We start from the raw sequence: 24,584 nt of genomic DNA, 5'->3' as shown, positions 1-24,584 counted from the left end.
CCGCAGCGGTGGTTGGACCACCGTCCGTACGCACCACCGCGCACCGGGGAGGGGCCCGATACCCCAGACTTGGACCATGTCCATTCACCAGAACCTGCTCGGGGGCCCCGCCCCCACCCACCTCCCCGACGAGCCGGGCCGCCAGGCCCTGGCCGCGGGCACGCCCGCCGTCGAGGTGGCCGCCGCGCACCCGACCTCCTCCCTCGCCTGGGCGACCCTCGCCGACGAGGCTTTCGCCGCCGGCCGCACCGTCGAGTCGTACGCGTACGCCCGTACGGGCTACCACCGCGGCCTCGACGCCCTGCGCCGCGCGGGCTGGAAGGGCCACGGTCCGGTGCCGTGGGAGCACGAGCCGAACCGCGGCTTCCTGCGCGCCCTGTACGCCCTGTCCCGGGCGGCCGAGGCGATCGGCGAGAAGGAAGAGTACGAGCGCTGCTCGACCTTCCTGCGCGACTCGTCCGAGACGGCGGCGGACACCCTCGGCGCCTGATCTGCGCGCATATGTACGTGGTCGGGGCCTCGCACCGGGGCCCCGATCGGCCACAGTGTCCCAAAAGTGACTGTGACCCCGGTCACACTTCGCTGGAGGGAATCCGGCAACCGGTCCTATGATGCGGGCAGGGGACCGGGGCTCCACTCACCCATCGGAAGGGGCGGACCGCTACCCGGAAGCACGTGTCGAGGAGACAGCGATGTCGAACACCCTTGATGCCTCCGGAGCCGGTTCGGACACCCCGAACCTCGACTTCGCCGGCACGACCCCGTACGAGGACTACGTCCAGGCGGACGTCCTCACCCACCTCCAGCACCTGCGCTCGGACGACCCGGGCGAGATGGTCTTCCTGGTGACGACCCAGGTCATGGAGCTGTGGTTCACGGTCATCGTTCACGAGTGGGAGACGGCCGCGAAGGCCCTCCGCGAGGACCGCATCCCCGTCGCGATGGATGCGCTGAAACGATCCCTCCGCGAGCTCGAGGCCCTCAACGCCTCCTGGCGCCCGCTCGCCCAGCTCACCCCGGGCCAGTTCAACGCCTACCGCGCCGCCCTCGGCGAGGGTTCCGGTTTCCAGTCGGCGATGTACCGCCGGATGGAGTTCCTGCTCGGCGAGAAGTCGGCCTCCATGCTCGTCCCGCACCGCGGCGCCCCGCGCGTCCACGCGGAGCTGGAGAAGGCCCTCCAGGAGCCCAGCCTCTACGACGAGGTGCTGCGCCTGCTGGCCCGCCGCGGCCTGCCGGTCCCGGCCGAGGTCCTGGACCGCGACCTCTCCCAGCGGTACGAGCCCTCGCCCGAGGTCGAGGCCGTCTGGACCTCCCTGTACGCGGACCCCGACGCCCAGCTCGACCTCCACCGCCTCGGCGAGGTCCTCACGGACGTCGCGGAGCTCGTCTGGCGCTGGCGCAACGACCACCTGGTCGCCACCCGCCGCGCGATGGGAGCCAAGACCGGCACGGGCGGCTCGGCCGGCGTGACCTGGCTCGAGAAGCGCGCCACGAAGAACGTCTTCCCCGAGCTCTGGACGGCGCGAAGCCATGTCTGAGCAGACGAAGACCGACCTGGCGGCCCGCGCCGCGGAACTGGACACCGCCGACGAGCTCGGCAAGCTCCGCGACCGCTTCACCCTCCCCGACGGCGTCGTCTACCTGGACGGCAACTCCCTCGGCGCCCTCCCGACCGGCGTCGCGCAGCGCATCGCCCAGGTGATCACCCACGAGTGGGGCACGGAGCTCATCCAGTCCTGGAGCACCGGCACCTGGTGGACCGCCCCCGAGCGGATCGGCGACAAGCTGTCCCCGCTCATCGGCGCCGCCCCCGGCCAGACGGTCGTCGGCGACTCCACCAGCGTCAACCTGTTCAAGGCCCTGGTCGGCGCCGCCCGCCTGGCCCGCCCCGGCCGCACGCAGCTGCTCGTGGACGCGTCCACCTTCCCCACCGACGGCTACATCGCGGAGTCGGCCGCCCGGATGACCGGCCTCACCGTCGTCCCGGTCGACCCGTCCCACGCTGCCGAGGCGATGGGGGAGGACACCGCAGCCGTCCTCCTCAACCACGTCGACTACCGCACCGGCCGCCTCCACGACCTCCCGGCCCTCACCGCGGCGGCCCGCGCCGCCGGGGCCGTCACCGTCTGGGACCTCTGCCACTCGGCCGGCGCCCTCCCCGTCGACCTCGACGAGCACGGCGTCGACCTCGCGGTCGGCTGTACGTACAAGTACCTGAACGGCGGCCCCGGTTCGCCGGCGTACCTCTACGTCGCCGCACGCCACCAGGCCGCCTTCGACTCCCCGCTCCCCGGCTGGAACGGCCACGCGGAACCCTTCGCGATGACCCCGGACTACGCCCCGGCGGCCGGCGCGATACGCGGCCGGGTCGGCACCCCGGACATCCTGTCCATGCTGGCCCTGGAAGCTGCCCTCGACGCCTGGGACGGGGTCCCGGTGGAAGCCGTACGGGCCAAGTCCCTCGCCCTGACGGACTTCTTCCTGGAGTGCGTGGCGGCGTACGTCCCGGCCGGCAAGGTCGAATCGGTCACCCCGGCCGAGCACGACCGGCGCGGCAGCCAGGTCTCGCTGCGCACCGAGAACGCCCGGGAGGTCATGGACGACCTGATCTCCCGCGGTGTGATCGGGGACTTCCGTGCCCCGGACGTCCTGCGCTTCGGTTTCACCCCGCTCTACGTCGGTTTCGCCGATGCGGAGCGTGCCGCCCGGACGCTGGGTCACATTTTCGGGTGATGTAGGGGCGAAACGTCACGGCAACCGGGCGGGCGGGGCTTCGGCTCCGTCCGCCCCTGCACATCCCCTCCGTAGTCGCCTCCCACCACGGAAGGTCGTGTTCCGGCCTGATACGGTCCCGCTCTGCCGGAACACCAGTCCCCACGCGTTACCGAGAGGTTGAGCCGATGACGGACCCCGCAGTCGAACGGGACGCCGCCGAGGCCGCCTCGGCCTTCTCCCACCCGCCGGTCGCCCCCGACGCGACCGGGTCGTACGGGGACCACCCCGACCAGGTGATCGACTTCTACGTACCGCGCGGCGCCACCGCGGCGGGCGCGGCCCCGCTGGTCGTGGTCCTGCACGGCGGTGCGTGGCGGGCCCCGTACGACCGGCACCACATCACCCCGCTCGCGGACTTCCTGGCGCGCCGGGGTTTCGCCGTCGCCAACGTCGAGTACCGGCGCGGCAGTTCCCTGCCCCGCCAGAACGCCGAGGGCCACGTGGCCGGCCGCTGGCCGGAGACCTTCGACGACGTCGCCGCCGCGATGGACGCCCTCCCGGGCCTGGCCTCGGCCCACCTCCCGCAGGCCGACCCCCGCCGTACGGTCATCACCGGCCACTCGGCGGGCGGCCACCTCGCACTGTGGGCGGCGGCGCGGCACGTCCTGCCGCCCCAGTCCCCGACCGCGTGGAGGCTGCCTTCCCCGCCGCTGCTGCGCGGCGTGGTGGCGCTGGCCCCCATCGCGGACTTCGTGGCCGCGGAGGAGTTGGGTGTGTGCGGAGGTGCGTCCGCGCAGCTGCTGGGCGGCGCCGACCAGTGGGCGGAGCGCCTGCCGTTCGCGGACCCGGCGGCGCTGCTGCCGACCGGGATCGCGACGACCGTCGTCCACGGCCGCGAGGACATCGTGGTCCCGCCGTCGGTGGCCGAGTCGTACGTGGCTGCCGCGGCCAAGGCCGGGGAGACCGTGGGCCTGACCCTGCTGGACGGCATCGGTCACTTCCCGCTGATCGACCCGGCCGCGGACGCCTGCGCGGTGGTGGCCGAGGAGATCTCGCAGCTGGCCTGGTAGAGGCCGGCGGCCCGGTACAGCAGCAGGGCGTGCACGAACCGGTCCTCCCGCGTCGGCGGACACCGCCAGGCCAGCGGCCAGGCGCCGTCGAGGGCCGGGACGGGGATGTACGTGGTCCGGCGCGGTCCTGACGCGAGCCGCGTGAAGCCCGGTGGCCAGATCCGGTAAGCGGCACTCCCGACCGGGATCAGGAAGTACACGGGCCGCTTGCCGTTGGCCTGGACGACGATCGGCCCGGGGTCACCGCCAGTGAGCGTGACGAGGAGATCGGCCAGGTCGCGTCCCATGTCACCGTCCACACGTACGGCGTCAAATAGCACTCCTGCCTTGCGGATTCCGATACCGGTGGCCGGAATCCAGCTGGGCGTACGGGAGTTGGGCGCGTGACTTTCAGTGTTCATGGACCAAGCGTGATGGCTCAGGTCTACCGTTTTCTACGTCTCGGACTTGATAGGTGAGAAGTCTGGGAGGGCGCGCCATGCGCTGGAGACCATTTGAGTTCGCTTCGTTTCGGGGGTGTTCACCATGCCGAAGGCTGCCGCCAACAAGGACAAGGAAAACGACAACGAAGACGAGCGGCCGACGACCTCGTACGTCGCAGAGATCGCCCGCATCCTCCGGCTGGAGAAGAAGCTGACGCAGGTGGCGGTGGGGGAGATGACCGGCTACACCGGCTCGGCGATCAGCGCCATGGAAACGGGTGCACAGCCGGTGAGCGACAAGATGCTGGTGGGCCTGGAGGTGGCGATCGGTGACCGCCGTGGCTTCTTCGAGACCGCGCGGAAGTACGTCCTGATGGAGAAGTACCCGGTCCGGTTCCGGAAGTTCTCGCAGGTGGAAGCCGAGGCCCTGATGCTCTCCTCGTACCAGACGATGGTGATGGACGGCCTGTTCCAGACGGAGTCGTACGCCCGGGCGGTGTTCAAGGGCAGCTATCCGCCGGTGTCGGACGCCAGGGCGGAGGAGCTCGTCGAGGCCCGGATGGCGCGTAAGTCGCTGTTCGATCGCGACCCGATTGCGATGCTCGAACTGATCGTCGAAGAAGGGGTTCTCGAGCGTCCGTACGGGAGCTGGGGCGTTCAGCGAGGGCAGCTTCTATCGCTCGCGGAGGATGCCCAACGCGACAACGTATCGGTGCAGGTCCTGTCCAAGCACCGGGGCCTGAAGGGCTCCCACGCGGGTGAGCGCGGCCCGATGAAAGTGGTGGAAACCGGGGATCACCAACACGTCGTCTACATGGAAATCAACGACGAGGGCATCCTCGTCAGCAACCCGGCAAAGGTGTCCCGACTGGCGCAGCGGTATGCGAAGATCCGCGCACAGGCGCTGAGCCCCGATGAATCTCTGGAACTCATCCAGCGGTTGGCAGGAGTACGGAAATGAGCACCAGCACCTTGCAGTGGTTCAAGTCCAGTTACAGCGACGGCGGTGGCGGGGACTGTGTAGAGGTCGCCTACGACTGGCACAAGTCGAGCTACAGCGACGGCGGTGGTGGGGACTGCGTCGAGGTGGCCACCTGCCCGCACGCCGTGCACGTCCGGGACTCCAAGAACCTCACCGGCCCGACCCTGGCCGTGGCCCCGTCGGCCTGGGCCGACTTCGCCGGCTGGGCGGCTACGTAGCCGGAGGTTCGCGGGCCTGGCCTCGGCGGCGGACGGCCCGTCCGCGACCGCCGCGCCCGTCCGGGCGGAGCCCGGGCAGACCGCACGGAAGACGTATCAGAGCCCTGCCGACCGTGCCGTCCGCACGACGCTGCCCGCAGCCGGGAACAAGGCTGTGGCCGCTCAGGCCCAGTCCGCAGCCGGCCCTCGACACCGCCGGCTCCACCCGTACCGCGCTCGGCCTTGAGGCCAAGTTCACGATCACGAGCGAGCCGACGGGCCCCTCCCCTGTCCTGCGTACTGCACTCGGTGTCAGGTGAGGTCGGCCGTGGCGGCCAGGCGGGCGGCGAAGGTGGCCAGGCGCTCGCCCTGGTAGCGGGCCGCGGTCAGGGTCTCCTCGCTGACTGCGCCGCTGCTGGCCGGGTGCGAGGTGCCGTACGGGTTGCCGCCGGCGCCGAAGACGACCGGGTTGGTGAAGCCGGGCGAGACGATGACCGAGCCCCAGTGGTGGAACGTGTTGTAGAGGGCGAGCAGCGTGGACTCGTTGCCGCCGTGCGCGTTGTGGGCGCTGGTGAAGCCGGTGGCCGGCTTGTCGGCGAGGGCGCCCTGCTGCCAGAGGCCGCCCGTGGTGTCGAGGAACTGCTTGAGCTGGCCCGCGATGTTGCCGTACCGGGTCGGCGAGCCGATCGCGTACGCGTTGGCCCAGACGAGGTCGTCCAGGGTGGCGACCTCGACGTCCCTGCTGTCCTCGACGTGCCGGCGCCAGGCCGGGTTCGAGTCGATGGCCGCGTCGGGGGCGAGCTCGGGCACCCGGCGCAGGCGGACCTCGGCGCCCGCCTTCTCGGCGCCTTCGGCCACGGCCTTCGCGAGCTCGTGGACGTTTCCGGTGGAGGAGTAGTAGACGACCGCGACCTTGGCGCTCATGGTGAGGACCCCATCTGTAAGTGGATTGCTATCCGGTTCGATGGGTGAGAGTAAAGCGGATAGTCATCCGCTTTGCAAGGGTGTCCGGTAGCCTCTGGGTATGAGCCGCATCGAACTCCCGGTCACGGGACAGGCCCCGCCCGAGCGCGCGGACGCCGCCAGGAACAGGCGGAAGATCCTGGACGCGGCCGCGCGGCTGGTCGCCGAGCAGGGGCCGGACGCCGTGACCATGAACGCCGTCGCCCACGCCGCCTGCATGGGGGTCGGGACGGTCTACCGCCGCTTCGGCGACGTGAGCAGCCTGCTGTTCGCGCTGCTCGACGATGACGAGCGGCGCTTCCAGGAGGCCTTCATGAGCGGGCCGGCCCCGCTCGGCCCCGACGCGCCGCCCGCGGTCCGGCTGCGCGCCTTCCTGCACACCCTGGCCGAACGGCTCGTCGAGCAGCGTGCGGTGATGGCCGTGGCGGAGGCCGCGTCACCGGGCGCCCGGTACGTCAGCGGTGCGTACCTGACCATGCACACGCACGTCGCGATGCTGCTGCGGCAGACGCGCCCGGAGGCGGACGCGGCGGTGCTGGCGCATCTGCTCCTGGCCCCGTTCGTCCCGAGCCTGTTCGAACACCTCACGGCACGCGAAGTGCCGATCGGGCAGATCAAAGCGGGCATCGACGCCCTGCTCGGCACGGGGCAGGAACCCAGTGGATCAAGCCACTGACGGGTCTGTACGCTGAGCGGGATTTCGAACCTGTTCAAGGTTCGCACCAGACCTAGGGGGGGAACGGTGCTCCGTCGCCGTCTCATGTTTTCCGCTGCCCTTGTGGCGGCCGGTGTTGTTCTCGTTCCCGCGGCGGCGGCTCATGCGGCGGGTCCCGTCGCGCCCGCCGCCCACGGGGCGGCCGCGTCGCCGGGCGCGAACCCGGGCACGGGCGGGACGCTGCCCGGGGGCAAGACCTTCTCCAGCCCTGCGGACCGTACGGTCCGCACACCGCTGCCCGGATCCGGGGCCGGGGCGGCCACCGCGCGGGCGCAGGACGCGTCGCGTGACGCCTACCTCGCGGTCGACCTGGAAGCCACCGCGTCCACCGCGCACTCGATCGACCTGCGGACCCTCGTCACGGGCGAACCCGCCGAACTCGACATCACCATCGCCTGGGGCGACGGGGCCACGGACCGGCTCACCGCCTCCAGCTCGGGCTCCGACTGGCGCAACACCGTGCACAAGTACGCCAAGGTCGGCACGTACCCCGTCACGGTCACGGTGAAGGACACCACGAACGGCGTCCAGGCCGTGAACCAGCTCGACTTCGTCACCTCGGGCAGCGAGTACACCCCGCACGCGCCCACCCGGCTCCTGGACACCCGCGGGGGCCTCGGCGCCGCGCAGGCCAAGGTCGCGGGGCGGGGCTCGGTGGTCCTGAAGGTCGCCGGCGCCGCCAAGGTCCCCGCCGGGGTCAGGGCAGTGGCCCTCAACGTCACCGCCACCAACGCCACGGGAGCGGGCCACGTCGTGGTCCAGCCCCACTCGTACGGCTTCGACGAGGGGTCGAACCTGAACTACGTCGCGGGGCAGACCGTTGCGAACCAGGTCATCGTGCCGGTCGGCGAGGACGGCTCCGTGCAACTGATCAACGGCGGCTGGGACGCGGTCGACCTGATCGCCGACGTCACCGGTTACTTCACGGCGTCGACCGCCAGCGGCTACACCACGCTGGACCCGGTCCGCGCCGTCGACACCCGCGAGGGCGTCGGTACGGCGAAGGGCCAGGTCCCCGGCTACGGCACCTTCGGGGTCGACATCGCCGGACGCGGGGGCGTACCGAAGGGCGCCACCGCCGTGGCGCTCAACCTGACGGCCACCAACCCCCGGGCGGCCGGGCACCTGACCGCGTACCCGAGCGGGCAGGCGGCGCCGGCCACGTCGAGCGTGAACTTCGCTGCCGGTCAGACGGTCGCCAACTCGGTGATCGTGCCGATCGGCCCCGACGGGAAGATCACCGTCCGCAACGGCAGCTGGGACCGGGCCGACGTGGTGGCCGACGTCGTCGGCTACTACAGCACCGACAGCAGGTCCGCCCTCGTGTCCATCGGGGGGCCGTACCGGATCATGGACACGCGCAAGGACAGCTGGGGCGGCCGGAAGGCCGGGCCGATCCCGGCCCGCACCTTCCTCCCGGTGCGGCTCGACGGTGATACGACGAACTCCGACATCGACGGCTGGGTGCTGAACACCACGGTCACCAACACCACCGGGACGGGCTTCCTTTCGGTCGCCGCCGACCCGAACACGTGGCCCGACTACCTGAAGGGCACCGCGGTCACACCGCAGCGGCCCGTCTCCTCGTCCCTGAACTGGACGGCGGGCGCGACGGTCCCGAACCTGGTGCAGACGTCCGGGGGCAAGGGGGGCATGGTCGACTTCTGGAACCAGGGCTGGCAGGACATCGACCTGGTCTTCGACCTGCTCGGCTGGTACCAGACGGTCTAGCTCCGCACTCCGCGCTGCTTCACATTGCACGCTTCACACTTCATGCGCTCACAGAAATATGGGGGGCCGGTGCGCAATCGCCGACTCGTAGTTTCCGCTGCCCTCGTGGCAGCCGGTGTTGGTCTCTTCCCCACGACGGCGCTGGCCGCGCCCGCGGCGGGCAACCCGGACCTGGCCATCGCGCTGAACGCCCGCGCGCGCAGCGCGCACAGCATCTTCCTGTCGTACGACATCTCCAGCGTCGCCGCCGCGCTCGACGTCACCATCGCCTGGGGCGACGGCACCACGGACAAGGCCACCGCCGCCGGTGCCGGCCGCCACAACACCCACCACTCGTACGCCGAGGTGGGCTCGCACACCGTCACGGTCACAGTGAAGGACACCGCGCACGACATCACGGCCGTGAAGGAGATCAAGGCCGCCCCGGCCGGTACTGAGTTCACCCCGCACGCGCCCACCCGGCTGCTGGACACCCGTTCGGGCCTCGGCGCGGCCAAGGCCAAGGTCGGGGGGCGCAGCTCGGTGGCCCTGAAGGTCGGCGGCGCCGCGCAGATCCCCGCTGACGTCGTCGCCGTGGCCCTCAACGTCACCGTCACCAACGCCACCGACGCGGGCCACGTCGCCGTCCAGCCCGGCAAGGAATACATCGGGTCCGAGGCGTCGAACCTCAACTACGTTGCAGGCCAGACCGTTCCGAACCTGGTGATCGTCCCGGTCCGGGACGGGCATGTGCAGATGTTCAACGGTGGCTGGGCGCCCGTCGACCTGATCGCGGATGTCACCGGTTACTTCACTGCGTCGGCCGCCAGCGGCTACACCTCGCTGGACCCGGTCCGCGCCGTCGACACCCGGGAGGGTCTCGGTACGGCGAAGGGCCAGGTCCCCGGCTACGGCAGCTTCGAGGTCGACATCGCCGAGCGCCACGGTGTGCCGATGGGCGTTACCGCGGTGGCGCTCAACCTGACGGTCACCAACCCGCAGGAGGCCGGCCACCTGACCGTGTACCCGAACGGGCAGGCGGCGCCGTCCACCTCCAGCGTGAACTTCGCCGCCGGTCAGACGGTCGCCAACTCCGTGATCGTGCCGGTCGGCCTCGACGGGAAGATCACCATCCGCAACGGCAGCTGGAGCGCGGCCGATGCCGTCATCGATGTCGTCGGCTACTACAGCCCGGACAGCCGGGCCGCCTTCCAGCCTCTTGTGGAGCCGTACCGGGTGCTCGACACCCGTGAGAAAAGCGGATACCGCGAGAGGGGGCCGATTGCGGCCCGCGATTACCTCGCACTGCCACTTCAGGTCTATTCACCTTCACCCGATCCGGCCGACGGCATGGTGCTGAACGCCACCGTCACCAACACCAAGGGCGCGGGCTTCCTGTCTGTCGCCCCCGACCCGAACAGGTGGGCCGACTACGGCTTGGGCGTCGCGGTCAAGCCGCCGCGTCCGGTCGCCTCCGCCCTGAACTGGACGGCGGGCACGAGCGTCCCGAACCTGGTCCAGACGTCTGGGGGCAAGGACGAACTCGTCGACTTCTGGAACCAGGGCTGGGAGGACGTCGACCTGGTCGTCGACTGCCTCGGCTTCTACGAGAGCGACTGATACGACGACGGGTAGCGAAAAGGGGCGGTGCGCCACACGGTGCACCGCCCTCGGCACACCCGCGGGCGGCGGTCAGTCCGCAGCTTCCACCGGGCTGATCTCGAACATCCCGCACACCCGCAGGGCGTAGGCGATCTCCTCGGCCACGCCGCTGTTCGGCGGGTAGACCTTGACGTAGGTCGACTTGGGCCGGCAGTTCGGCGCCACGGACCGGCTGTTGGTACGCATGACGGCGGTCACGGTTTCGTCGGGGGCGACGAGCACCGTGCTGATCGGCTCGCCGGTGCGGATCGCGGAGGTGCCGATCTGGCGGTGCCGGGCATCCGTGACGCTGACGCCCGGGTATCCGCGCAACGCGCAGTTGTGGCCCGTGGTGTTGGTGAACAGGATGGGGTAGTCGATCGCCCCTCCGGCGCGTTGCGGCCCGCCGACGGCCAGCTCGAGGTCGGCCACACGGCAGGTCGGGGCCATCGGCAGAGCCGATGACTGGGTGGCGCCCACCAAAGCGCCGGTGGTTGCCAGGAGGGCTGCGGCAGCCAGGGCCGCCGCCCGGGGCAGGACGTTGCTCATGGCAAACTCCTGTGCCAGCTAAGGGAGTTGCCCGCTACCGGCGCGACGTAGTGCGCATGCCTTCTGAGGGAGAAGTACTCGCACCCTCGCGGAGGTTCGACCGAGCGGTGCGCCCCCGCGGCTGAACAGCGCGGGCCTGATGGCACCATTCTACCGGCCAGGGGCCCCCGCGACCTTTCGGCGGCGGACATGCCGGAGGGGCGGTGCGCCACACGGCCCACCGCCCCTCCGCGGTCCTGCTACAGGAACGAGTTGATCTCGATCGTCTCGGTACGGCCGGGGCCGACGCCGATCGCGGAGATCGGGGCGCCCGACATCTCCTCGAGGGCCTTCACGTACGCCTGGGCGTTCTTCGGGAGGTCCGAGAACGTCTTGGCCTTGGTGATGTCCTCGGACCAGCCGGGGAGGTTTTCGTAGATCGGCTTCGCGTGGTGGAAGTCCGTCTGCGAGTACGGGAGCTCCTCGACGCGCTTGCCGTCGATCTCGTACGCGACGCAGACCGGGATCTGCTCCCAGCCGGTCAGCACGTCCAGCTTGGTGAGGAAGAAGTCCGTCAGACCGTTCACGCGGGTGGCGTAACGGGCGATCGGCGCGTCGAACCAGCCGCAGCGGCGGTCGCGGCCGGTGGTCACGCCGCGCTCGCCGCCGATGCGGCGCAGGTCCTCGCCGTCCTGGTCGAACAGCTCGGTCGGGAACGGGCCGGCGCCGACGCGGGTCGTGTAGGCCTTGAGGATGCCGATGACGCGGCTGATCTTCGTCGGGCCCACGCCGGTGCCGGTGCAGGCGCCGCCGGCGGTCGGGTTCGAGGAGGTGACGAAGGGGTACGTGCCGTGGTCGACGTCGAGCAGGGTGCCCTGGCCGCCCTCGAACAGCACGACCTTGTCCTCGTCGAGCGCGTTGTTGAGGATCAGCGTGGTGTCGGCGACGTACGGCTTGATCTGCTCCGCGTACTGGAGCATCTCCTCCACGATCGCGGCGGCCTCGATGGCGCGGCGGTTGTAGAGCTTCGCGAGGAGCTGGTTCTTGCCCTCGAGCGCCGCTTCGACCTTCTGGACGAGGATCGACTCGTCGTACAGGTCCTGGACGCGGATGCCGATGCGGTTGATCTTGTCCGCGTACGTCGGGCCGATGCCGCGGCCGGTCGTACCGATCTTGCGCTTGCCGAGGAAGCGCTCGCCGACCTTGTCGAGGGTGACGTTGTACGGCGTGATCAAGTGCGCGTTACCACTGATCAGCAGCTTGGAGGTATCGATGCCGCGCTCGTTCAGACCGCGCAGCTCGGAGAGCAGGACGGCCGGGTCGACGACGACGCCGTTGCCGATGACAGGGGTGCATCCGGGGGAGAGGATGCCGGAAGGGAGAAGGTGCAGTGCATACTTCTGGTCGCCGACGACGACCGTGTGGCCGGCGTTGTTGCCGCCCTGGTAGCGCACTACATAGTCAACGGATCCACCGAGCAGGTCGGTGGCCTTTCCCTTGCCCTCGTCACCCCACTGAGCTCCGAGCAGCACAAGAGCGGGCACAGGCGTACACCTCTTCCGGATGGGGCATGTCCAAGGTCAGGGGGCGTACGACGATGTACACCGCAGGCTGAGCCGTCGGACCGGTGCCCCGGAATAGACGAAGGCCCTGGCGCAATAGCGCAAGGGCCTCTTGCACAAAGATGCTACCCGAGGAAGGACCGAGGTGTCGGCTCCAGAGCCCACCATGAGCCATGCGGGCGCGCCGGTAGGCGGCTTGCTCGTGCTCGTCGACCCGGTCGCCCGCCGTCTTGACGGCGAGTCCGTGCGGATCGCGAAGGATGTTCTGTCAGCGGGCGCGGCAGCGAAAATCTGCCTCCCGGACTCGCAGGAGGAGTTTGCGCGGGCACTTGCCCGCCGGGGCCATCGGCAGCCGGTGATCGTGGGCGACGACCGGGCGCTGGTACGGGCCGTGGGGCTGCTGTACCGGGCGCGGGGGCTGGGCGAGGGCGCCCTGTCGCTGGTCCCGGTGGGGCCCGCGGGCTCGCTGGGGCTGGCCCGGTCCCTGGGCGTGCCGCTGTCCGCGGTGGCGGCGGCGCGGTCGGTGCTGGACGGGTCCGTCCGGACGCGCGACCTGCTGGTGGACGACAGCGACGGGGTGGTGCTCGGGGATCTGCGGATTCCACCCGTCCGGGCGGTAGCGAGGCCGTCCGTCTGGAGTGCGTACCGCTCGCTGGTGCGGACGCTGGTCCCGTCGGGGGCTGCGGCGGGTCACCGGCTGCGGGTGGAGGTGGACGGGCGGGTCCTGGTGGACGTGGACCGGGTGGTGGAGGACCTGCGGGTGGTGCCGGTGTCGTCCGACGGCGTGGCGGAGGTGACGGTCCGGGTGGCCGGCGGGCCTTCGCTGCTGGCGAGGGCGGGTTCGGTGACGGTGTCGGGGTCCGACTTCCGCTACCGGGCGGACGCGCTGGTGGCGGGCCCGGTCCGGCGCCGCACCTGGACCCTCCGCCCGGCGGCCTGGTCCCTGACGGTCCCCCGCTGACCCGTGTGCCCGGCGGGGCCTGCCCGCCGGGCACTCCGGCCCGCCTGGGCACTGCCAGGGGCTACGGGAGGTTCAGGGTGGCCCGGTGGGCCCGCCAGCGGTCCATCATCCCGGCCATCTCACCCTGCAGGAACTCGAAGAACTCCGCCGTCTCCGCCATCCGCACGCCCGCCGGGCTGTCCGCGCCGAGCCCGGCGACACCGTCGCGCAGCGTCTTCTCGAAGAGGGTCAGCACCTGGTCCCGCCGGGTGAACGTCGCGTACCAGAGCTCGTTGTGCAGCACGTACCGGTCCCGCCGTGAGCCCGGTTCCCGCTCCCGGCTGATCATGGTCACCTGCGTCAGGTACGCCACCGCCCCCGACACCGCCGCCGGACTGATCTGCAGCGCCTCGCTCAGCTCCGCCGACGTCATCGCCCCGCTGTCGCTGGCGAGCAGCTGCGCGAAGACCCGTGAGGCCATCCGCTGCATCCCCGCCTCGGTGAGCTGCGCGGCGAACCGCTCCACGAAGCGGGAGACCGCTTCCTCGCTCCGTACGTCGTGCGCCTGAGCCTGCGCCTGTACATCCATGTCGTCCGCCACCCTCCCGACTTTATACGTTTTCCGAGCTTCACAAATTTGTGAAAGTAGCGTACGTTCAGAATCATGACGAAGGCAATCAGTGTCGCCGGACTGCACAAGGCGTTCGGCCGCACCCACGCACTGGACGGACTCGACCTCTCCGTCGCCACCGGCGAGGTCCACGGCTTCCTCGGCCCCAACGGCGCCGGCAAGTCCACCACCATCCGGGTCCTGCTGGGCCTGCTGCGCGCCGACTCCGGAACCGCCGAGCTGCTCGGCGGCGACCCCTGGGCCGACGCGGTGGAACTGCACCGGCGCGTCGCCTACGTCCCCGGCGACGTCACCCTGTGGCGCAACCTCTCCGGCGGCGAGGTCATCGACCTCTACGGGCGGCTCCGTCAAGGCGGCCGCGCGGAGCGCGTCGGGCAGGGTGGCGGCGGGCGACGGGCGGGCGGCCTGGACCGGGCCCGGCGCGCCGAGCTCGTCGAGCGGTTCGAGCTGGACCCCACCAAGAAGGGGCGTACGTACTCCAAGGGCAACCGGCAGAAGGTCGCGCTCGTCGCCGCCTTCGCCTCCGAGGCCGAGCTGCTCATCCTCGACGAGCCCACCTCCGGGCTGGACCCGCTGATGGAGGAGGTCTTCCAGGCCTGTGTCGCCGAGGCGCGCGCCGCCGGCCGGACCGTCCTGCTCAGCTCGCACGTGCTCAGCGAGGTCGAGGCCCTCTGCGACCGGGTCAGCATCATCCGCAAGGGCCGCACGGTGGAGACGGGCACGCTCGCCGATCTGCGGCACCTGACCCGTACGTCGATCAGCGCCGAGCTCGCCGGCCCGCCGAACGGCATCGCGCACCTGCCGGGCGTGTACGACGTGGAGGTGCAGGGGCTCAAGGTCCGCCTCCAGGCCGACACGGACAAGCTGGACGCCGTGCTGCGCTCGCTCGCCGAGTCCGGTGTGCGGTCGCTGACCTCGACCCCGCCCACGCTCGAGGAGCTCTTCCTGCGGCACTACGCGGACGACGCGAACGGGAACGGGAACGGGAACGGGAGCGGGAACCGGAACCGGAACGGGAACGGGAACGCGAAGGCGGGCGTGTCGCGATGAGGAACCAACTGGCCGGCACCGGAACGCTGCTGCGGCTCGCGCTCCGCCGCGACCGCGTGATGATGCCCGTCTGGATCATGGTCGTGGCGATGGCGGTGCTCAGCCTGCCCGCCTCGCTCGAGTCGGTGTACGGGACGGCCGCCGAACGGGCCCGCCTGATCGGCACGATGAACACCAACGGCTCGCTGCGCGCCCTGTACGGCCCGGTCTTCGGCGACTCGATCGGCGCCCTGACGGCATGGCGCGGTGGGATCTTCGCCGGGGTGCTCGCCGGGATCATGAGCCTGGTCGTCGTGGTCCGGCACACCCGCGAGGAGGAGGAGACGGGTCGTCAGGAGCTGCTCTCCGCCGCGATGGTGGGGCGGCGGGCCCCGTTGACGGCCGCGCTGCTGGCGGCCCTGACGGCCAATGCGCTGGCCGCGCTCCTGGTGACGGGCGGACTCGCCGGGCGCGGTGCGGGCGGTGCACTCGCCCTCGGGCTGGGCATCGGCGCGACCGGGATGCTGTTCGCGGGCCTGGCCGCCATCGCCGCGCAGCTCACCGAGAGCGCGCGGCTCGCCAAGGGGCTCACAGGTGCACTGATCGGCGCGGCGTTCGTGCTGCGCGCCGCCGGGGACGCCGGGAGCGCCGGGGGTTCGAGCGCGCTGACCTGGGTGTCGCCGCTGGGCTGGCTGGAGCACGTACGGGCCTTCGCGGCCGAACGCTGGTGGGTGCTCGGCCTGTTCGCGGCGGCCGTGGCGGTGCAGGTGGCGGCGGCGTACGCGCTGGCCGGCCGCCGTGACCTCGGCATGAGCTTCCTGCCGGCCCGGCCGGGCCCGGCGGAGGGTCGGCTGGGCAGCGCGGGGGCGCTGGCCTGGCGGCTCCAGCGGGGCAGCCTGATCGGCTGGAGCCTCGGGTTCCTGGCGGCCGGGGTGGTCTTCGGCGGGATGACGGACGGGGCCACGCAGCTGGTCGGCGACAACGACCGGACCCGCGAGATCATCGAGCGGATGGGCGGGCAGAGCGGTATCGCCGATGCCTTCCTCGCGACGATGGCCGGGATGCTCGGCATGGTCGCCGCCCTGTACATCGTCTCGGCGGTACTGCGGCTGAGCGGTGAGGAGTCGGGGCAGCGCGCCGAACCGCTGCTCGCGAATGCGGTCGGCCGGCTGCGGTGGGCCGGCGGCCACCTGGCCGTGGCGTTCGGCGGCTCGGCGCTGATCCTGCTGCTGGCAGGGCTGGGGCTCGGCATCGGGCACGGCCGGGGCGTCGGGGCGGCGGTGGGCGCGACGCTCGCCCAGCTCCCGGCGGTGTGGGTGATCGGCGCCCTCGCGGCCCTCCTGCACGGCGCCGCGCCGAAGTACGCGGTGGCCGCCTGGGCGGTGGCCGGGGCCGCGCTGACGCTGGGCTGGATCGGCCCGGCGCTGAACCTCCCGCAGGCCGTCCTGAACCTCTCGCCGTTCGCCCACCTGCCCAAGCTGCCGGGCGCGGAGGCCCTGGCCTGGGCCCCGTTGCTGGTGCTGACCGCGCTGGCGGCGGCCCTGCTGGCGGCCGGCCTGACGGCACTGCGCCGCCGCGACCTGGCCGCCTAGGCCCTGTCGTCGAAGTGGCGCCTGGCCCGCGACGCTCCCCCAGCTACCGCTGGGAGGTACCCCCAGGCACCGCACCGCACCTCGCCGCGTTGTCGGGGCGCCCGAGTACGTCCGGTACGCGGGCGCCCCTCCGCCTTGCGATGCACGGCGCCGGACGCCACGGGCCTGACCGGCGCCACTTTGACGACAGGACCCAGGGCTCCGTCAGAACTCCACGAGGAGTTCTTCCAGACCGCGGATGACGTACCCGTCCCGCCACCGAGGCTCCCGTACGAGCTTCAGGGGCGGGACGCCGTCTGCCAGCAGGGCCCCGAACGAGGCGGTCAGCTCGCGCCGGGCGAGCGGAGCGCCCAGGCAGTAGTGGATCCCGGCCCCGAAGCTCAGATGCGGATTGTCGGCCCGTACGAGGTCCAGGGCGTCGGGGTCGTCGAACCGGGCAGGATCCCGGTTCGCGGACCCGAAGAGCAGCGCGACCTCGGCTCCGCGGGGGACGACCGTGTCGCCGATCCGGATGTCGTCCAGCACCCAGCGCTCGAACATCTGCAGGGGAGTGTCGTAGCGCATGAGTTCATCCACAGCTGTGGACAACTTTTCGGAATCGAGCGAGGCGCGCTGCTCGGGGTGCCGGAAAAGGGTCCACCAGCCGTTGACGGTGGTGTTCACGGTGGCCTCGTGGCCGGCGTTCAGCAGGAGCACACAGGTGGAGATCATCTCCTGCTCGCTGAGCCGGCCCTCCTCATCGTGGGCGGCGATCAGACCGGAGATCAAATCCTCGCCGGGCTCCTTGCGCCGCTCCGCGATCAGCTCGCGCAGATAGGCGCTGAACTCCACGCTCGCCCGTACCGCCCGCTGCGCGGTCTCCTCGTCCGGCCGGAGCTCGAACATCCCGCAGATGTCCGCCGACCAGGGCCGCAGCAGCGCCCGGTCCGCCTCCGGCACCCCGAGCAGCTCGGCGATCACCGCCACGGGCAGGGGCTCGGCGACGACGGTCAGCAGGTCCCCGCCCCCGTCGGCGAGGAGCTGCCCGACCAGCTCCCGGGCGAGCCGGTCCACGGCGGGGGCGAGCTGCTCCACGGTCCGCGGGGTGAACGCCTTGGACACCAGCCGCCGCACGCGTGCGTGGGCGGGATCCTCCAGGTCCAGCAGGCCGTTCCCGTTGAGGACGTGGAAGGGCTCGTGCTCCGGGGGCGGGGCTTCACGCCCGAACTCCTCGTGCGAGAACCGGTGCAGGTAGGTCCGGCCCAGCCGGCGGTCGCGCAGCAGCGCGCTCACATCGGCGTGGTGCGGCACCAGCCACTGCCCGGTGGCCTCGAACCACAGGGCACGGCCCTGCTCGCGCAGCTCCCGGTAGGCGGGGTACGGATCGGCGACAAACGCGGCATCCCACGGATCAAAGCCCATCCCAGAAGCCTAGGACGTCGCCCCGTACAAGGTGTGACTCGTCGTCATGTTGCCCACGCCGTCATGCTGCTGTTGCTCACGCCGGCGTCACCAGACGGGTCTCGTAGGCGAAGACCGCGGCCTGAGTGCGGTCGCGCAGGCCCAGCTTCACCAGGATCCGGCTCACATGCGTCTTGATCGTGGACTCCGCGACGATGAGCCGGTCCGCTATCTCCGCGTTGGACAGCCCCTGCGCGATCAGCACCAGCACCTCCGTCTCCCGCTCCGTCAGCTCCCCGACCCCGGCCGGATCCGCGACCTTCGGCGGGGTCGAGAGCTTCGAGAACTCCAGGATCAGCCGCTTGGTGACCGTGGGCGCCAGCAGCGCCTCACCGGACGCCACCACCCGCACCCCGTCGGCCAGCTGCCGCGCCGAGGCGTCCTTGAGCAGGAACCCGGAGGCCCCGGCCCGCAGGGCCTGGTACACGTACTCGTCGAGGTCGAAGGTCGTCAGGACCAGCACCTTCGCGTCCGTGTCGGAGGCGACGATCTCCCGTGTCGCCTCCAGCCCGTTCATCACCGGCATCCGGATGTCCATCAGCACCACGTCCGGCCGCAGCGCCGCCACTTGGGCGATGGCTTCGCGGCCGTCCACCGCCTCGCCGACCACCTCGATGCCGTCCATCGCGTTCAGCAGGACGGAGAAGCCCTCCCGGACCATCATCTGGTCGTCGACGATGAGGACCCTGATCGTCATGCCGGCTCCCCCGATTCCTGCCCTGACTCCTGCGCCGACTCCTGCGCCCCGTTCTGCCGTCCGCGCACCGGTATGAACACCGCCACCTCGTACCCGCCCGCCGCGGTCGCCCCGGCCGTCATCTCCCCCTCCAGCATGGCCACCCGCTCCTGCATCCCGGTGATCCCGTGCCCGGCGCCCGCCGAGGGCCGCACATCCCCGGTCGCCGCCGCATTGACGACCCGTATGCCCAACCCGCCCAGCACGTACGACACCTCGACCGAGGCCGCCGCCCCCGGCGCATGGCGCAGCGTGTTGCTCAGCGCCTCCTGGATGATCCGGTACGCCGACAGCTCGACGCCCGGCGGCAGCTCCCGCACCGCACCCGTGACCGTCTTCTCCACGCTCAGCCCGGCCTCCCGCACATTGGCCAGCAGCCCGTCCAGCGAGGCCAGCGTCGGCTGCGGGGCATCCGGCGCCTCGTAGTCCGCGGAGCGCACCACACCCAGCACCCGGCGCAGCTCCGTCAGCGCCGCCACCGCGTTCTCCCGGATGGTGACGAACGCCGCCTCCAGCTCCGGCGGCGGATTCTTCACCCGGTACGGCGCGGCCTCCGCCTGGATCGCCACCACCGACATGTGGTGGGCCACCACGTCGTGCAGCTCCCGCGCGATCGTCGTCCGCTCCTCCAGCAGCGTCCGCCGGTCCCGCTCGACGGCCGTCACCTCCTGCTGCGCGCTGACTTCCTGCTCCGCCTCCCGGCGGATGTTGCGGACCGTGACCACCAGCAGGGAGACCGCCAGGAGGAAGGCCATGGGCATGATTTCGACGGGCTCCCCCCGGCCGAGCACGACCGGTATCGCGAGCCCGATCCCCAGGGTGATCACCCACATCCAGCCGGCCGCCCGGGGCCTGGTCCGCATCGCCGCGATGGTCACCGTGACGAAGTAGCAGGCGAAGGCACCCGGCGACCAGGGCCATACGTCGTTGTTGGAGCCGACCACCGCGAGCACCCCGGTGGCGGCCCCGGCCGCCCAGAACGCCCCCACGGGCCGCACCAGGGTCATCAGCACCGGCGTGGCAGCGATCAGCCCCATCACGAGCGAGCTGCTCGGTGCGACGAACTCGCCGGTGCTGGTGGACGTGAGCATCACCACGAAGAACGCGAGGAAACCCACGACCGCATGCGGCAGATGGGCCAACGACGGCCGTATCCGCTCCGGCAGCCGCCGCGTCACCGGCCCGTCGGTGCGCATCGGCGACAGCGGCCGGTACGCGAGGGCGTCCGTGATCAGATCCTGGCGCAGGCTCTGGAGCAGGCCGGAGGCCATCCGGAACTCGGGTGTCCGGGGGGTCGCCCGGGAGGTCGTCTCGGTCATACACACACCGTAGGTCGGCCGCCCCCTCGTCCGCGTCGCCGCTGAAGGGGATATCCCGGCCTCCCTCTCAGGTACTACCCGGGCTGCTCAGTAGCCCGTCGGACGGATCAGCCCCGTCTCGTACGCGAACACCGCGGCCTGGGTGCGGTCCCGCAGGCCCAGTTTCACCAGGATCCGCCCCACATGGGTCTTCACGGTCTGCTCGGCCACGACCAGGTGCCCGGCGATCTCCGCGTTGGACAGGCCCTGGGCGATCAGCGACAGCACCTCGGTCTCCCGCTCGGTCAGCTCGTCGATCCGCGCCTTCGAGGGCGCACGCGGCGCCCCCATCCGGGAGAACTCCGTGATCAGCCGCTTGGTGATGTTCGGCGAGAGCAGCGCCTCGCCGGCCGCCACCACCCGGACCGCCTCCGCGAGCTGGTCGGCCGATGCGTCCTTCAGGAGGAAGCCGGAAGCCCCCGCGCGCAGCGCCTCGTACACGTACTCGTCGAGGTCGAAGGTGGTCAGCACCAGCACCTTGACCGTGGCGTCCGGGGCGGCCGTGATGACGGAGGTGGCCTCGATGCCGCCCATCCCGGGCATGCGGATGTCCATCAGGACCACGTCCGGGCCGAGTTCGCCGACCTTCGCCACCGCGTCGGCGCCGTCCACGGCCTGGCCGACGACCTCGATGTCGGGCTGGGCGTTGAGGAGGACGGTGAAGCCCTGCCGGACCATCATCTGGTCGTCGGCGATCATCACCCTGATCGGGTCGGCCGGAGTGCTCATGCTTCCTCTTCGTCCTTCTTCGTCTCGGGATCCATGGGGAGCACGGCGCTCACCTCGTACCCGCCGCCGGGGCGTGGACCGGCGGCGAGCTCGCCCCCCAGCATGCCCGCCCGCTCCCGCATCCCCAGCAGACCGTGCCCGGCGCCGTGCGAGGGCGGCGCCGGCCGGGTCGGGGCGCTGTTGGCGATGCACAGGTGCAGTTCGCGCGGCCCGTACGCGATGCCGACCTCCACCCGCGAACCGGGGGCATGGCGCAGACAGTTGCTCAGCGCCTCCTGCACGATCCGGTACGCGGTGAGCTCGACGCCCGGGGCGAGCGGCCGCCGGATGCCCGCGATCTCGGTGGTGACGGCCAGCCCGGCACTGCGCACGTTGTCCACGAGGCCGTCCAGTTCGGCCAGGGTGGGCTGCGGATGGTGCGGGTTCGCCGGATCGTCCGGCTGCTCGGAGCGCAGCACGCCCAGCACCCGGCGCAGTTCCGTCAGGGCCTCCAGGGCGTTCTCCCTGATGCCGGCCAGGTTTTCCCTGAGCTCCTCGGAGGGGTTCTCCACCAGGTACGGGGCGACCTGCGCCTGGATGGAGATCACCGACATGTGGTGGGCGACGACGTCGTGCAGCTCGCGGGCGATCCGGTTGCGCTCCTCCAGCAGGGTGCGCTGGGCCCGCTCCTCCTCGGTGAGCGTCTCCTGCTCGACGAGCTTGCCGCGGGCCAGGCGCGTGGCCCGCAGGGCGTACCCGAGGATGCCAACGAACCCGAAGAGAATGGCCACGCCCGCGACGACGGTCTGGCTCTGCGGCGGCCTGAGCACGGCCTCGGCCAGTCCGGACAGGGCGAGCGTGATGCCGATGACCCAGACGGTCACCCGGGGCGGCACCCGCAGCGCGACCATCAGGATCAGGGGCGCGAACGTGAACGGCCCGGAGGGCGTCCAGGGCCAGGACTGCCCCTGACCGACGTGGTCGTGGACGGCCCAGGCGACCAGAGCCGCGGTGACGAGGCCGAGCCACCATGCGGCGATCGGCCGGACCATGCTGAGCAGGACCGACGCGGACGTCAGCAGCGACAGCCCCAGCACAGCCGCGCCGAGGACCCCGTAGTGGTCATTCAGCTGCATCCCCGTCAGGACCCCGCAGGGGATGGCCGCGTAGGTGAGGACCACATGCGGCAGCCAGGCCAGCCAGCGAGGCCGGGACATCTTCGGGAGGGGATCCCGCTTCAGCGTGAACAGCTCCCGGGCCAGGCCGTGCAGCAGGAAGGTGCGGTGCTCGGCGGCGGGCGGCTCGGTCTGCTGGTTCACGTCGCCCAGCCTAGGCATGGCTGATCACCTCTTCGGCTGCTGCCCGGGACCGGGGCACCGTCCGGGAGCCCGTGACCGGGCGGGAGGAGGTGGTCCGCTTCGGCCGCCTGGTCTGCTCGTACGTGCGGAACGCGGCCCAGCAGACGCCCAGCGCGGCGGCGAACACCGGCAGCCACAGCAGCCGGGCGGCTATCCACTGCGCGGAGTCGGGCACGGTGTGCAGTCCGGGCAGATCGGCGGGGGCCAGCAGCCCGAGGGCGGTGACGGCCATCATCGCGGTCTGGTGCCACAGGAAGATCGTCATCGCGGACAGGTTCATCAGGGCCACCTTCGCCCAGGCCCGGGGCCGCTGCATGGCACGGTCCAGCGGCCCGCGGAGCAGCAGGGCCAGCCCGCACTGGGCCAGGCCGAAGGCGACGGCGGCCAGGGTCGGCGGGTTCAGGTTCGATATCGGGGCTCCGGGGACGCCGACCATGGACGCCGGATACCCGCCCCACATCACCAGCGCGGCGGTGGCGGCCGCGCCCCCGGCCACCAGCAGCGCGGCCGGGGTCCGCCGGGCGAACGCCCCGCGGGACCAGGCGGCGCCCAGGGTGTAGGGGACGAGCCAGCCTGCGGCCACATTGACCCAGCCGATCCACTCGGGCCCGCCGAGGCCGAACCGCCACACGTCCACGCCCGCCACCACCGCCAGCGGCCACAGTGGATTGAGCCGGGCCACGAGCGGGGTGGCGGCGGTGAGCACGGCGAAGACGAGGAGGAACCAGAGGGGGGAGAGGACGAGCTTGACCAGGGTCTGGACGGTGCTCACTTCGGCCCCGCCGAGCAGCATCCCGCCCGCAGTGACGGCCCAGAGGGCGAGCACCGCGGCGACCGGCCGGAACAGCCGGGACAGCCGTTGCCCGACCCACGCCCCGTACGGGATCCCGCGCTCCCGCGCCGAGGCGTGGCCGCGGGCGGCGACATGGCCGCCGACCAGGAAGAACACGGCCAGCGTCTGGAACAGCCAGGACACCGGCGCCAGCCAGGGCAGGTGGGCCAGCGGACTGGTGGTGCTCAGGCCGCCGTCGGCGGTGGTCAGGGCGGTCACCAGCCAGTGGCCCAGCACCACGCCGAGGATGGCGAAGGCCCGCAGCGCGTCCACGGTCCGGTCCCGGTCGGGCGGTGTGCCGGCGTCGATGCGGTCCGCGAGGACGGACCAGCGGGCGCGGAGCTCAAGCACGGGGCACCTCCGGGGTGGTCGGGGCGGCGGTGGCCAAGGCGATGCGGGTCAGGCTGTCGAGGGACGCGGTGCCGGGCTTGAGGTAGTCGCTGTGCCCGCCGGAGCCGGCGTCGAAGGGCCGGGCTCCGAAGGCGGGGTCGACGGGGTCGGTGCCGAAGCCGACCCCGCCCAGGCGGACATGGGGGACATGGCCGATCCAGTCGGCGCCGCCCCGCCCGGCCCAGACCCGGGCGCCGGTCGGCAGCTCGGCGGCGGATCCGGCGCCCGTGCCCGGACTGCCGAAGAGGGCGATGTCGGTGACCTGGGGGCCGGTGCCGGTCCGGGCGCAGACCACCGAGCCGTACGAGTGGCACAGCAGCGAGAGCCGGGCGCCGGGTGCGGCGGCCTGCCCCAAGCGGTCGAGGAAGGGACCCAGTTCGGCGGCGGCCGCATCCGCCCGGTCCGCGGTCAGGACGGTCGTGCTGACCGTGCCGGGGGTGTCGTACCCGAGCCAGGCGACCACGGCGGAGCGCGGGTGCTCGGCCTGGAGGCGCTGCTGCAGGGCGACCGCTCCGGCACGGAACCTCTGGTAGGTGTCCAGCGTGGTGTCGGAACCGGGCACCAGGACGGCGACCCGGTCGGCGGTCTCCAGATCGCCGATCACCTCGACGGCCCGCCCCTTGCGGCGGCCGTCGAAGGCGAGGAACCGGGCCGTCCCGTCGGCCTCCATGGCACGCAGCTTCGCGGCGCGGCCCGTGCGGCCGGCGTCCTGCGCCATGCGGGCCGCCTCGGCGAGGTTGGCGCGGTTGCCGGCGTACCGGTCCGGGAGCGCGGTGTGTTCGGCGAAGGCGACGGGCGCGGGTGCGGGGACATCGGGAGAGGCGGCGGCGGACACGGGGAGCACGACGGCCGCGGCGACGAGGCCGGCCAGCAGGGTGCGACGCAGACGGCCGCGGGGGCGTCCGGCACGGCCGCCTTCGGGGCGACCTGCTGTGCGTCCTGCGAGGCGTCCTGCGGGGCGGGTCATGTCGGGTCCCTGTTCCTTCGCTCGATCCAGAGGGGCTGAACGCGCGAGGGGCTGACCTCGCGTCTTCTCTGGTACCGAAGTTAGGAATTGAGGGGCAT

24 protein-coding genes are annotated in these 24,584 nt (G+C 71.7%); 12 read left to right on the top strand and 12 right to left on the bottom strand.

What is annotated here, in order from left to right; translation table 11 throughout:
- The first annotated feature begins 76 nt into the window (after positions 1-76).
- The 4 genes from OHT74_RS18280 to OHT74_RS18265 all read left to right on the top strand — a co-directional run bounded on the left by OHT74_RS18280 (position 77) and on the right by OHT74_RS18265 (position 3,785).
- Positions 77-490 carry a DUF3151 domain-containing protein gene (locus OHT74_RS18280; protein WP_266665484.1) on the top strand — a complete coding sequence of 138 codons (414 nt, stop codon included), beginning with the start codon at positions 77-79 and terminating at the stop codon, positions 488-490.
- A gap of 202 nt (positions 491-692) precedes the next feature.
- Complete coding sequence (locus OHT74_RS18275; RefSeq protein WP_030299170.1) at positions 693-1,538, top strand: tryptophan 2,3-dioxygenase family protein; 846 nt, start codon at positions 693-695, stop codon at positions 1,536-1,538.
- Entirely contained in the window at positions 1,531-2,733 is a 1,203-nt protein-coding gene (gene kynU, locus OHT74_RS18270; RefSeq protein WP_328620778.1) for a kynureninase, read from the top strand. The genes OHT74_RS18275 and kynU overlap by 8 nt, the downstream gene beginning before the upstream one ends.
- Before the next feature lie 167 nt (positions 2,734-2,900).
- Entirely contained in the window at positions 2,901-3,785 is an 885-nt protein-coding gene (locus tag OHT74_RS18265) for an alpha/beta hydrolase family protein (RefSeq protein ID WP_328620777.1), read from the top strand.
- Here OHT74_RS18265 and OHT74_RS18260 read toward each other — a convergent pair.
- Positions 3,710-4,186, bottom strand: a complete 477-nt coding sequence (locus OHT74_RS18260; protein ID WP_266665478.1) for a hypothetical protein — start codon at positions 4,184-4,186, stop codon at positions 3,710-3,712. The two genes, OHT74_RS18265 and OHT74_RS18260, sit on opposite strands and share 76 nt — an antisense overlap.
- A gap of 124 nt (positions 4,187-4,310) precedes the next feature.
- Here OHT74_RS18260 and OHT74_RS18255 point away from each other — a divergent pair, with 124 nt between their 5' ends.
- Together OHT74_RS18255 and OHT74_RS18250 are read left to right on the top strand one after the other, a co-directional pair.
- Positions 4,311-5,168 (top strand): helix-turn-helix domain-containing protein, encoded by an 858-nt coding sequence (locus OHT74_RS18255; protein ID WP_328623340.1) that lies wholly within the window; start codon positions 4,311-4,313, stop codon positions 5,166-5,168.
- Positions 5,165-5,407, top strand: coding sequence for a DUF397 domain-containing protein (locus OHT74_RS18250; RefSeq protein ID WP_328620776.1), 243 nt, complete (start codon positions 5,165-5,167; stop codon positions 5,405-5,407). The genes OHT74_RS18255 and OHT74_RS18250 overlap by 4 nt, the downstream gene beginning before the upstream one ends.
- A gap of 291 nt (positions 5,408-5,698) precedes the next feature.
- On the opposite strand, the gene wrbA is transcribed toward OHT74_RS18250, so the two are convergent.
- Complete coding sequence (gene wrbA / locus OHT74_RS18245) at positions 5,699-6,310, bottom strand: NAD(P)H:quinone oxidoreductase (RefSeq protein ID WP_328620775.1); 612 nt, start codon at positions 6,308-6,310, stop codon at positions 5,699-5,701.
- A 100-nt stretch (positions 6,311-6,410) separates the two neighbouring features.
- Here wrbA and OHT74_RS18240 point away from each other — a divergent pair, with 100 nt between their 5' ends.
- From OHT74_RS18240 to OHT74_RS18230, 3 genes are all read left to right on the top strand, one after another.
- Complete coding sequence (locus tag OHT74_RS18240; protein ID WP_328620774.1) at positions 6,411-7,025, top strand: TetR/AcrR family transcriptional regulator; 615 nt, start codon at positions 6,411-6,413, stop codon at positions 7,023-7,025.
- A gap of 102 nt (positions 7,026-7,127) precedes the next feature.
- Entirely contained in the window at positions 7,128-8,795 is a 1,668-nt protein-coding gene (locus tag OHT74_RS18235) for a PKD domain-containing protein (RefSeq protein WP_328620773.1), read from the top strand.
- Positions 8,796-8,900: 105 nt separating this feature from the next.
- On the top strand, positions 8,901-10,394 hold the full coding sequence (locus OHT74_RS18230; RefSeq protein ID WP_328620772.1) for a PKD domain-containing protein: 1,494 nt from the start codon (positions 8,901-8,903) through the stop codon (positions 10,392-10,394).
- A 72-nt stretch (positions 10,395-10,466) separates the two neighbouring features.
- On the opposite strand, the gene OHT74_RS18225 is transcribed toward OHT74_RS18230, so the two are convergent.
- Together OHT74_RS18225 and OHT74_RS18220 are read right to left on the bottom strand one after the other, a co-directional pair.
- Positions 10,467-10,964, bottom strand: a complete 498-nt coding sequence (locus OHT74_RS18225) for a DUF4232 domain-containing protein (RefSeq protein ID WP_328620771.1) — start codon at positions 10,962-10,964, stop codon at positions 10,467-10,469.
- 239 nt (positions 10,965-11,203) lie between these two features.
- Positions 11,204-12,487, bottom strand: a complete 1,284-nt coding sequence (locus tag OHT74_RS18220) for an adenylosuccinate synthase (protein WP_266627135.1) — start codon at positions 12,485-12,487, stop codon at positions 11,204-11,206.
- A 184-nt stretch (positions 12,488-12,671) separates the two neighbouring features.
- Between OHT74_RS18220 and OHT74_RS18215 the strand changes: the two genes are divergently transcribed.
- On the top strand, positions 12,672-13,466 hold the full coding sequence (locus OHT74_RS18215; protein ID WP_443047710.1) for a diacylglycerol kinase: 795 nt from the start codon (positions 12,672-12,674) through the stop codon (positions 13,464-13,466).
- Between the two features lie 61 nt (positions 13,467-13,527).
- On the opposite strand, the gene OHT74_RS18210 is transcribed toward OHT74_RS18215, so the two are convergent.
- Positions 13,528-14,034, bottom strand: coding sequence for a GbsR/MarR family transcriptional regulator (locus OHT74_RS18210; RefSeq protein WP_328623339.1), 507 nt, complete (start codon positions 14,032-14,034; stop codon positions 13,528-13,530).
- 75 nt (positions 14,035-14,109) lie between these two features.
- Between OHT74_RS18210 and OHT74_RS18205 the strand changes: the two genes are divergently transcribed.
- Together OHT74_RS18205 and OHT74_RS18200 are read left to right on the top strand one after the other, a co-directional pair.
- Positions 14,110-15,126 (top strand): ABC transporter ATP-binding protein, encoded by a 1,017-nt coding sequence (locus OHT74_RS18205; RefSeq protein ID WP_328620770.1) that lies wholly within the window; start codon positions 14,110-14,112, stop codon positions 15,124-15,126.
- Positions 15,123-16,697 (top strand): ABC transporter permease, encoded by a 1,575-nt coding sequence (locus OHT74_RS18200; protein ID WP_328620769.1) that lies wholly within the window; start codon positions 15,123-15,125, stop codon positions 16,695-16,697. The genes OHT74_RS18205 and OHT74_RS18200 overlap by 4 nt, the downstream gene beginning before the upstream one ends.
- 204 nt (positions 16,698-16,901) lie before the next feature.
- On the opposite strand, the gene OHT74_RS18195 is transcribed toward OHT74_RS18200, so the two are convergent.
- The 7 genes from OHT74_RS18195 to OHT74_RS18165 all read right to left on the bottom strand — a co-directional run bounded on the left by OHT74_RS18195 (position 16,902) and on the right by OHT74_RS18165 (position 24,486).
- Positions 16,902-18,098: a cytochrome P450 gene (locus tag OHT74_RS18195; RefSeq protein WP_266665463.1), complete on the bottom strand. Its 1,197-nt coding sequence runs from the start codon at positions 18,096-18,098 to the stop codon at positions 16,902-16,904.
- A 76-nt stretch (positions 18,099-18,174) separates the two neighbouring features.
- On the bottom strand, positions 18,175-18,834 hold the full coding sequence (locus OHT74_RS18190; RefSeq protein ID WP_266665461.1) for a response regulator: 660 nt from the start codon (positions 18,832-18,834) through the stop codon (positions 18,175-18,177).
- Positions 18,831-20,192 (bottom strand): sensor histidine kinase, encoded by a 1,362-nt coding sequence (locus OHT74_RS18185; RefSeq protein ID WP_328620768.1) that lies wholly within the window; start codon positions 20,190-20,192, stop codon positions 18,831-18,833. Before OHT74_RS18185 ends, OHT74_RS18190 begins: the two co-directional genes overlap by 4 nt.
- A gap of 87 nt (positions 20,193-20,279) precedes the next feature.
- Complete coding sequence (locus OHT74_RS18180; protein WP_266996099.1) at positions 20,280-20,960, bottom strand: response regulator; 681 nt, start codon at positions 20,958-20,960, stop codon at positions 20,280-20,282.
- On the bottom strand, positions 20,957-22,258 hold the full coding sequence (locus OHT74_RS18175) for a sensor histidine kinase (RefSeq protein ID WP_328620767.1): 1,302 nt from the start codon (positions 22,256-22,258) through the stop codon (positions 20,957-20,959). The genes OHT74_RS18180 and OHT74_RS18175 overlap by 4 nt, the downstream gene beginning before the upstream one ends.
- Positions 22,259-22,268: 10 nt before the next feature.
- Positions 22,269-23,480, bottom strand: a complete 1,212-nt coding sequence (locus OHT74_RS18170) for an acyltransferase family protein (protein WP_328620766.1) — start codon at positions 23,478-23,480, stop codon at positions 22,269-22,271.
- Positions 23,473-24,486: an alpha/beta hydrolase gene (locus tag OHT74_RS18165; RefSeq protein ID WP_266665452.1), complete on the bottom strand. Its 1,014-nt coding sequence runs from the start codon at positions 24,484-24,486 to the stop codon at positions 23,473-23,475. Before OHT74_RS18165 ends, OHT74_RS18170 begins: the two co-directional genes overlap by 8 nt.
- Positions 24,487-24,584 lie beyond the last annotated feature (98 nt).

The organism is Streptomyces sp. NBC_00354 (assembly GCF_036106915.1).
GTDB lineage: Bacteria > Actinomycetota > Actinomycetes > Streptomycetales > Streptomycetaceae > Streptomyces.
This window is presented reverse-complemented; position numbering and strand designations above follow the sequence as displayed.

Coding starts and splice junctions, on each gene's coding strand:
- OHT74_RS18280 (WP_266665484.1), top strand. CDS start 77: ATGTCCATTCACCAGAACCTGCTCGGGGGCCCCGCCCCCACCCACCTC.
- OHT74_RS18275 (WP_030299170.1), top strand. CDS start 693: ATGTCGAACACCCTTGATGCCTCCGGAGCCGGTTCGGACACCCCGAAC.
- kynU (WP_328620778.1), top strand. CDS start 1,531: ATGTCTGAGCAGACGAAGACCGACCTGGCGGCCCGCGCCGCGGAACTG.
- OHT74_RS18265 (WP_328620777.1), top strand. CDS start 2,901: ATGACGGACCCCGCAGTCGAACGGGACGCCGCCGAGGCCGCCTCGGCC.
- OHT74_RS18260 (WP_266665478.1), bottom strand. CDS start 4,186: ATGAACACTGAAAGTCACGCGCCCAACTCCCGTACGCCCAGCTGGATT.
- OHT74_RS18255 (WP_328623340.1), top strand. CDS start 4,311: ATGCCGAAGGCTGCCGCCAACAAGGACAAGGAAAACGACAACGAAGAC.
- OHT74_RS18250 (WP_328620776.1), top strand. CDS start 5,165: ATGAGCACCAGCACCTTGCAGTGGTTCAAGTCCAGTTACAGCGACGGC.
- wrbA (WP_328620775.1), bottom strand. CDS start 6,310: ATGAGCGCCAAGGTCGCGGTCGTCTACTACTCCTCCACCGGAAACGTC.
- OHT74_RS18240 (WP_328620774.1), top strand. CDS start 6,411: ATGAGCCGCATCGAACTCCCGGTCACGGGACAGGCCCCGCCCGAGCGC.
- OHT74_RS18225 (WP_328620771.1), bottom strand. CDS start 10,964: ATGAGCAACGTCCTGCCCCGGGCGGCGGCCCTGGCTGCCGCAGCCCTC.
- OHT74_RS18215 (WP_443047710.1), top strand. CDS start 12,672: ATGAGCCATGCGGGCGCGCCGGTAGGCGGCTTGCTCGTGCTCGTCGAC.
- OHT74_RS18210 (WP_328623339.1), bottom strand. CDS start 14,034: ATGGATGTACAGGCGCAGGCTCAGGCGCACGACGTACGGAGCGAGGAA.
- OHT74_RS18205 (WP_328620770.1), top strand. CDS start 14,110: ATGACGAAGGCAATCAGTGTCGCCGGACTGCACAAGGCGTTCGGCCGC.
- OHT74_RS18200 (WP_328620769.1), top strand. CDS start 15,123: ATGAGGAACCAACTGGCCGGCACCGGAACGCTGCTGCGGCTCGCGCTC.
- OHT74_RS18195 (WP_266665463.1), bottom strand. CDS start 18,098: ATGGGCTTTGATCCGTGGGATGCCGCGTTTGTCGCCGATCCGTACCCC.
- OHT74_RS18190 (WP_266665461.1), bottom strand. CDS start 18,834: ATGACGATCAGGGTCCTCATCGTCGACGACCAGATGATGGTCCGGGAG.
- OHT74_RS18185 (WP_328620768.1), bottom strand. CDS start 20,192: ATGACCGAGACGACCTCCCGGGCGACCCCCCGGACACCCGAGTTCCGG.
- OHT74_RS18180 (WP_266996099.1), bottom strand. CDS start 20,960: ATGAGCACTCCGGCCGACCCGATCAGGGTGATGATCGCCGACGACCAG.
- OHT74_RS18165 (WP_266665452.1), bottom strand. CDS start 24,486: ATGACCCGCCCCGCAGGACGCCTCGCAGGACGCACAGCAGGTCGCCCC.